General features: G+C 67.6%; 5 protein-coding genes and 2 pseudogenes. 3 read left to right on the forward strand and 4 right to left on the reverse strand.

Annotated elements, in window-relative coordinates; translation table 11 throughout:
- Positions 1–756, reverse strand: a pseudogene (locus I0Q12_RS32990) (oxygenase MpaB family protein); the annotation flags it as partial.
- A gap of 116 nt (positions 757–872) precedes the next feature.
- Between I0Q12_RS32990 and I0Q12_RS16210 the strand changes: the two are divergent.
- The gene (locus I0Q12_RS16210; protein ID WP_197252885.1) at positions 873–1,430 is read left to right on the forward strand and encodes a TetR/AcrR family transcriptional regulator; all 558 of its coding nucleotides are present in this window, start codon (positions 873–875) and stop codon (positions 1,428–1,430) included.
- A gap of 47 nt (positions 1,431–1,477) precedes the next feature.
- A complete protein-coding gene (locus I0Q12_RS16215) occupies positions 1,478–2,176 on the forward strand; it encodes an SIMPL domain-containing protein (RefSeq protein ID WP_197252886.1) in 699 nt (232 codons plus the stop codon).
- Here I0Q12_RS16215 and I0Q12_RS16220 read toward each other — a convergent pair whose 3' ends face one another.
- On the reverse strand, positions 2,177–2,575 hold the full coding sequence (locus tag I0Q12_RS16220; RefSeq protein ID WP_197252915.1) for a PPOX class F420-dependent oxidoreductase: 399 nt from the start codon (positions 2,573–2,575) through the stop codon (positions 2,177–2,179).
- A gap of 132 nt (positions 2,576–2,707) precedes the next feature.
- Positions 2,708–3,166, reverse strand: a pseudogene (locus tag I0Q12_RS16225) (dihydrofolate reductase family protein); the annotation flags it as partial.
- 212 nt (positions 3,167–3,378) lie between these two features.
- On the opposite strand from I0Q12_RS16225, the gene I0Q12_RS16230 reads away from it, so the two are divergent.
- Positions 3,379–4,149 carry a hypothetical protein gene (locus I0Q12_RS16230; protein WP_197252887.1) on the forward strand — a complete coding sequence of 257 codons (771 nt, stop codon included), beginning with the start codon at positions 3,379–3,381 and terminating at the stop codon, positions 4,147–4,149.
- A gap of 103 nt (positions 4,150–4,252) precedes the next feature.
- Here I0Q12_RS16230 and I0Q12_RS32995 read toward each other — a convergent pair.
- Positions 4,253–7,098, reverse strand: a 2,846-nt coding sequence (locus I0Q12_RS32995) for an ATP-binding protein (protein WP_231610791.1), incomplete at its 5' end; no start/stop codon positions are given.

The following is a 7,098-nucleotide window of genomic DNA, read 5'->3' on the forward strand; positions in this document are numbered from 1 at the left end:
CTTGCACAGGTTCAGCTCGTCGCTCATCCCGATGACGTGGCCGACGTAGCGCCACAGGTGGTAGATGTCGTCGCGCTCCTCGTCGGTGAACCGCACCCCGAGCATCTCCATCGCTTCGACGGCGATGTGCCCGAACTCCGCCATCGTCAGCGCCATGTAGGACTGCGGAATCGGCACTCCCCACGCCTCCTCGTCCCAGCGTCCGCTCGCGAGGATGCCGCGACGCACGTGCGCGTGGATCAGCCGGACTCGCACGGTGAACGCGAAACCGGCTGCATCACGGCGCATTCCACCGCGGGTCAGCACATGCCGCAACCACTCCCCGACCTCGACGGACCGCACCGCCGGTTGGCTGACGTACCGACCGGTCAAAGCCAATGGCTTACCGGCGATCTCGTTGCCGGCACCGCGCACCAGCGAGGCGGCGCCGAGCACCATGCCGAGGATCGGGGTGTGCCGGACCAGCGCGTCGGCGGCGTTGTCGAGACGGTCGTGGTCGACCCAGGCGGGTTCGTCGTCGAGGAATTTGAACAGCAGACGCAGCGATTCGGGGGCGTCGGCGACCGAGTCGATTCCGCCTTCGAGGGCGGCCCGCACAGCTTCCGTCGCCGACAGGGCCCCGAAGTCGTCGGCGACCACGGCATCGGCCAGCGGATCGGCCTGCCACATTCCGTCCAGCCACCGGTGTCCGAGGTCCCCGTAGCGACGCACCGCGATGTCTGCGTTGGCAAGGTCCCGAGGAATCCGTCGCTCCATGCATCTCATGGAAACACGAGGAATCCTCACTTACTATTCACTTTCTGTGAGCTCCCGTCAGCACCGAAACACCCCAGGTAGAAGCATACGGAAGTCGCCGACTCAGCAGCCGCGAAATGCGCAAGCATCTGCTCACGTCTACACACGAGCTGCTCGCGAAGGGCCCGTCGGCGCGTCCCACCACGACCGCCCTCGCCGAGCACGCCCACGTCAGCATCGGCACCGTCTATCGCTACTTCCCGGACATCGACGCGATCGTCGAGGAACTGCGGATGTCGGCGGTCCACGACATCACCACCACGCTCTCGACCGCGATCGGCCGGGCGATGGATCAGGAGCCCGCGGTCGCGATGGTCACCGTCGTCGAAAGCCTCACCGCGGCGTTCGAGAAACACGCGGCCGTGCTGCGTGTGTCGTACACGTCCGGTGAGAGCGAGTTCGGGCTGGCCTGGGCCGAGGTCGAAGGACCGCTGCGACCGCTGGGGCGGATCATCCCGGCCCGCCTGCGCCCGGATCTCGACGACGCCGCACTCGACGACCTGGTCTTCATCATCATGGGCGCGACCGCCAGCCTGTGCTCGCGGATCGCACTGCTGCGTCCGCCGAAGTCCGACCGGGACAGGCTCGTCGCGGTCGCCACCCGCATGCTGCTCGCCGCCGTCGAGGACGCCTGAGCTGCGAATACCGGCAAAGGTCGTGTCGTGCTGGCACACTCGCGGGCATGAACGATCTCCCCGTCACGATCACGGTCGCCGGTCACGCCGAACGCGAGTACGCCCCGAACCGATGCACGGTCGCCCTGCAGGTACACGCGGACGGTGCGACGCGGGAGCAGGCCGCCGACCCGGTCGCGGTGGCGATCGCCACTGTGACCGGTCTCGTCACCGAGCTGCGTGAGCGTCCCGACAGTCCCGTGAAGCGCTGGACGTTCGACCAGGTGCGGCACACCCGGTATCGCCCGTACAACAACGAGGGCAAGACCCTCCCGTGGCGGTACACGTCGTCGGCGTCGATCACGGTCACGTTCCACGAATTCGACGCGGTCGCTGCGTTCGTGGACCGGGTCTCGGGGATCGAGGCCGTCACGGTGTCCGACCTGCGCTGGTGGATTACCCGCAAGTCGCGGCAGAGGAAGCTCGCCGAAGTCCGCGACCTCGCGGTGCAGAACGCCCTCGATAAAGCGAAGGGCTACACGAAGAGCTTGGGATACAACACTTTCCGCGCGGTCGCGATCGCCGATCCGGGCATGCTCGGGCTGCCGACGCCCCCGACCCCGTACCCGGGTGGTGGACCCGTGCTGCGGTCGGCGATGCGCGCGGAGATGGCACCCGCCTCCGCGGAGAGCGGTCCCACGTTCGCCCTCGAACCCGATCGCATCGGCATCACCGCGGACGTGGAGGCGAGATTCGAGGCGTCGTAGCTACAGATCGGTGACGTCGGTCAGTTCATAGTGCAATGTCGACGTGCGCATCACGCGGTGCGCAAGGTGCACCCCGACGTGTTGCACCAGCGGGAACTTCTTGTCGATCAGCTCACCGGCGGCCCGGGATTCCTCGCCGGACAACAGGTGTGCCGTCGCTTTGGCGGGCGGACCCGTCGGCTTTCCCGACCACGTGCACGGACGGATCCGTACCTCCGGGAAGTTGCGCAGCCGCTTGTTCTTCGACGCTTTGCCGGGGGTACGGAAGTAGGCGTGGCCGTGGTCGACGACCAGGTTGACGGGCGTATCGACCCAGGTGCCGTCGCGTTTGCGGGTCTGGAGTTGCACGACCTTCTCTCCGGCGAACCGTTCCAGGGCCGGTGATTCGTTTCCGGGCATGCTGCTGTCACCTGCTTTCGAGGAATTGGGATGCGGGCTTTTGTGGACGGTCGGTGCGTAGACCAATTGCTGGACGCGGCCGTCGAACGTGTGGGATTCGAGCAGTTCGAGGTCGAACTCGGCACCGGGCACGAACACCGGATTCCGGCCGCTGGTGCCGGTGATCGCCGGGAAGATCGTGATCACGAGTCGGTCGACGAGCCCGGCCGCCATGAGCGCGCGGTTCATCGACAGGCTCCCGTGCGACCACAGCGGCAGGTCGGATTCGGCCTTCAACCGAGGGATCGCGGTGAGCGCGTCCTCGGCGATCAGTGTCGTGTTCTCCCACTTCAAAGGCGGTTCGAGTGTCTTCGAGAGAACGATCTTCCGGGCCCGGTTGATCAGATCGAAGGTGGGATCGTCCCCGGACCGGACGATCCGATAGAAGTCCCGGTAGGTGTTGGCGCCGAGCACGAGGATCCGATCGGATCCGAACGCCTCGGCACGACTCGCCACCAGTTCGGGACCCTCCTTCCCCCAGTACCCGGGCCAATCCACCGCGGTACCGAACCCGTCGAGACTGACGAAAACGTCGAATGTGTAAGTGGCCATGGTGTTTCGAACCTCCGCACGCGACGACGCGGGCGTACGTTCACCGCTGGGTCGAACAGTGATTCTCGAGACTGCCACTTTCAACCGTAGCGCGGACACACTTACATGGCACTAGAACCGAATTGCCGAGGCCCTTACTCGTAACCGTGGTTAATCGGTCCTGCGCGTGTCCCGCCCCGGTTTTTGCGGTCCGTCGTGGCAATCTCGACAGAATGCACCCCTACGACGAGGGATTCGAGCCCCCGAAAGCATGTTCGGAGTGGTGCCGGGCGCGCTCGTTCGACCTGCAGGTACTCGACGAGGGCGTCACCGTCGACCTGGAGTGGTGGAACAGCCACCTCGAACGCGCCGGCCACGAGATCCGACTTCGCGGCCGCAACCTCGACGGACGTGTCGTCACCGAGGGCGATGCGATCGTCCCGCGGAACGACCTTCGGCTGGGCAGCGAGTTGATCGACGCCGACCACGAGGGACTGGGCCTGCTGTTCCTGTGCGCGGCCTGGCGCAGTGCGCATCCACGACGACGCGGCGCCCGCCGCTTCCCCGACGTCCGCGACGCACGCGCCCCGAAGAACCGGGACAGGTTCGCGAAGATCAAGGGGGTCCTCGACTACTGCGCGAAGACGAAGAAACTGCCCGAGGCGTCCCGGCAGACCTGGTCGGGGTGGCCGGACACCCCCGGGATCGGCGTTCCACTCTTGGCGACGTACCTGTGGGCGGTCGGGGTCCAGACGGACGCCGGGCCCGCGCAGCTGCTGGACCAGCACGGGGTGTCGACGCTGGTCCACGAAGGATGGCTCGAGGATCCGTCCGTCGCCGACTTCACGCTGCGCCGCTACCACCGGTACGTCGATCTGCTCACGACGTGGGCGTCACTGATGACCACCCGTCCCGAACTGGTCGAGATGTGGCTCGTCGACCGCTGGCACGCCCGCATCACCGAGGCACGCGACGGCTCGCACGCGACCCCGCGGCTGTTCTGACCCCCGGTAACACTCACCCCCGGTATCCACCGACCAGAAAGACAGCAGCGCGATGCATGCACCGCGCTGCTGTCTTTCTCGTCTGCGGCTCTGTTACGCGTCCCTATCCATCGGGGTGGGCCGACTGCTCGACGTGGCGAGCCAGTTCCCGGGCGAGCACATCGAAGCGCGGATGCCGCGACCACGCCGCGCGGTCCCCGATCACATACAGGCGCTTCTTCGCCCGGCTGACCGCGACGTTCGCCAGATTCGGTTTCGACGAGGCCCAGCGTTTCGCACCGTCGCTCGCCGGATCGCCGCCCAACACGAGGAAGACCACATCGGCTTCCCTGCCCTGCGCGGTGTGCACCGTCCCGGCGGTGAGTCCGCCGAACCGCGCGGGCAACGCCGTGAGCCGTCGCGCGACGTCCCGGAACGGGCTCAACACGATCACCTCCCCCATGTCCTGTCCCCTCCGGGCCAGGTCGTCGAGAAGTTCGACGAGTCGGTCGTACTCCGCCCGCACGAAATGACCGCTGGAGGGGCCGGTGACGTCGATCCACCGCGACGACGGCAGCGGCCCGCGCGGGCGCGGATCCCTGCCGTGCAGCATCGTGCCGCCGTAGGCGATGGTGTTGACGATCGAGAACATCGGCTCGTCGCAACGCCGGTGCACCCGCAGCGGTGCACCCACCCAGATCGGCCCCTCGTCGCCGGGCAGGGTCGTTCCCCATCGGTTGAGGCGATCGGCGATCGACTGCGCCGACGACCGCGCCGGCAGCCACCGCTCGTCCACGCCGAACTCGCGGCGTACCGCCTGCTGAGCCCGGAACGGCAGTGTGACAACGGGTTCGAGCTGAATCGGGTCGCCGACGACGACCGTACGGCGAGACCGCCAGATAGCGCCCACCGGGTTCTGCGGCGTGGACTGGCCGGCCTCGTCGATGAGCAACCAGCCGAGCGCTTCCCGTCCGAGTCCGCGGAACACCCGGTCGAAGGACGCGAAGGTCGTCGAAACGAGGGGGACGACGAAGAACAACGCGCGCCACGCGTCGGCAACGGCGGCCGGATCCAGATCCCGGGGTGCGCTTCCGGAAACGACGTCGGTCGCCCCGTGCAGGCTCTGCCGCATCTGAGTGGGCACGTGGGCGAGGAATTCCCGGTGCAGGTCGAGGGCGGCCAGGAACACACGTGATCGCGCCTCGGTGACCTCCTCGTCCGACCACGGCGCGGCCAGTTCCCTCGCCGGGGTGGTGTCGCTGTCCTCACCGGGGACCGATGCACCCCACCGCTGCCGCGCCGCGTCGAGCGCGCAGTCGAGTTCTGCGAGACGCGCGCGCGTGCCGCGATACCGGTGGGTGAGTTCGTCCTGCGTGCCCTGCAGGGCGACGAGCGCGTGCGTCGCTTCTTGATGGGCGGCAAAGGCCTGCCGGTAACTCTCGTCCCAGCGGGCGAGGGCCTCGGCGAGTTGGTCGCGATGGGCCTGCCATCGCCGTCGTTCCTCGCGGGCCTGCCGGCCGATGCGCCACCACGGGACTCGCGTCGCATCGTGCGCGGCGAGTTCCGCTTCGACCGTGGTCTTCGCCTGCTGCGTTCGTTCGACGGTGCCGCGCCGTACGTGCTCGGCCTCGACGGCACTGCGAACCGTAATAGCGTGCGCCGCCAGCTGGTCTTCGATCGCCCCCAGTTCGCTGCGTCGATTCGTGCGCTCGCGCAGTTGCTCATAGGCCCGCTGACGTTCGCCGAGCATCGTCGCGACCGCGTCACGCCGGGCACGATATGCGGCAACCGCCTCTCGCCAGGGACGTTCCGGTCCCGTGGATTCGAGTTTCTTGAGAATCGACTGGATACCTCGTCTGGCAGGAGCATCCCGCCCCGTGGCCTTTCCGTCGAACCACAGGGTGCTGGTGAATCGGGACCGGTAGCTCTTGCGACCGAGCCGGGCAGCGGTCAGCGCCCACGCCCGGGCCGGTTCGGCATCGCCGGCGGCGTCGACGTTCAGCAACGCCGTCGCGATGTCGGTGAAATAGTCGATCTCGAATCGTTCGCCGTCGATTGCGTCCGCGGCGGGCATCTCGAAGCTGATGTTCTCGACCGCCCCGTTGTTGGACGACGCCACCACCATCTCGAATCCATGGAACGGCCCGGTCCACCGCTGCACGATCCGCGTATAGTCGCCGGTCTTCCAGCGGTGCGGGGTGGCCGCGAACGCCTCGGCCGGGTTCGCGAGGCCCGCGAGCCGGTCTGCGCGTTCGACGACGATCGCCGCAACGAGATCGCGCAGCAGCGTGGACTTTCCGGTGCCCGGAGGACCGTTGACCGCGAAAATTCCGGCGCCGCTGTGCAACTCGTCCATGATGGTGTTCACAGCGAACTGCTGGCCGAGAGCGAGGGGATGCTCGGGTTTGCTCGGCCAGCGGCCGGGCGGGGTCGCGGCGGGGCGGCAGGCCGCCAGCGATGCTTCGGGGACGGCGCTCAGGTCGACCCGGGCGGCCACGTCGAGCCCGGTGTCGTCGGTGAGGTACTGCGCGAGCCCGGTACCGATGTCACCGTGAGCGACCTGTTCCGCCACCCGATCGAGATCATCGGCGATGAAGCTGTTCAGGAAGTCGGTGCCGTCGATGCCGTCGGACTGGTTGACCTGCACCGAGCGCACTCTGATCTCGGCGCAGTCGACCATGCCCTCCAGCCCGGTCAAGGTCGCGATGCGATTCCGCAGGTCGGTGAGCATCCCGACGCTCAGAGGGCGCCGGCCGCCTCGTTGCACGTCGACCTCTTGCCCGTCGTCGAGCAATTCTGTCAATTGTTCCTGCGCCTCGCGGAATCCGCGCAACCACGACGGTGACCCGGGTCCGGGGTTGCGGGTGCGACCTGCCGCCCACGCAAGGCCGGACAACACCTCGGACTCCGGGATGTAGCAACCCTCCTTGTCCAGGACGATCGCAGCAAGCGCACATTCCCCGGCCGGCC

It is taken from the genome of Rhodococcus sp. CX (assembly GCF_015865005.1).
Lineage (GTDB): Bacteria > Actinomycetota > Actinomycetes > Mycobacteriales > Mycobacteriaceae > Rhodococcus.